1 rRNA gene is annotated in these 265 nt (G+C 44.2%); it reads left to right on the top strand.

The features are described 5' to 3' along the window. A 16S ribosomal RNA gene (locus tag ACNFBR_RS29320) occupies nucleotides 1-51 on the top strand; the annotation flags it as partial. Nucleotides 52-265: the final 214 nt, after the last annotated feature.

Here is a 265-nt window from a genome sequence, read left to right as displayed (position 1 = left end):
AAGTCGTAACAAGGTAGCCGTAGGGGAACCTGCGGCTGGATCACCTCCTTAATCGACGACATCAGCCTGCTGATGAGCTCCCACACGAATTGCTTGATTCATGGTTGAAGACGTAAGGCCTCTAAAGGCCTAATGTTGCACTTGATCAGAGCTTAGAAATGAGCATTCAGATCGAATGTTGATTTCTGACTTTTGTCAGATCGTTCTTTAAAAATTCGGATATGTGATAGATATAGACTGAACACCAGTTTCACTGCTGGTGGAT

It is taken from the genome of Pseudomonas sp. NY11955, from assembly GCF_048068035.1.
GTDB lineage: Bacteria > Pseudomonadota > Gammaproteobacteria > Pseudomonadales > Pseudomonadaceae > Aquipseudomonas.
This window is presented reverse-complemented; position numbering and strand designations above follow the sequence as displayed.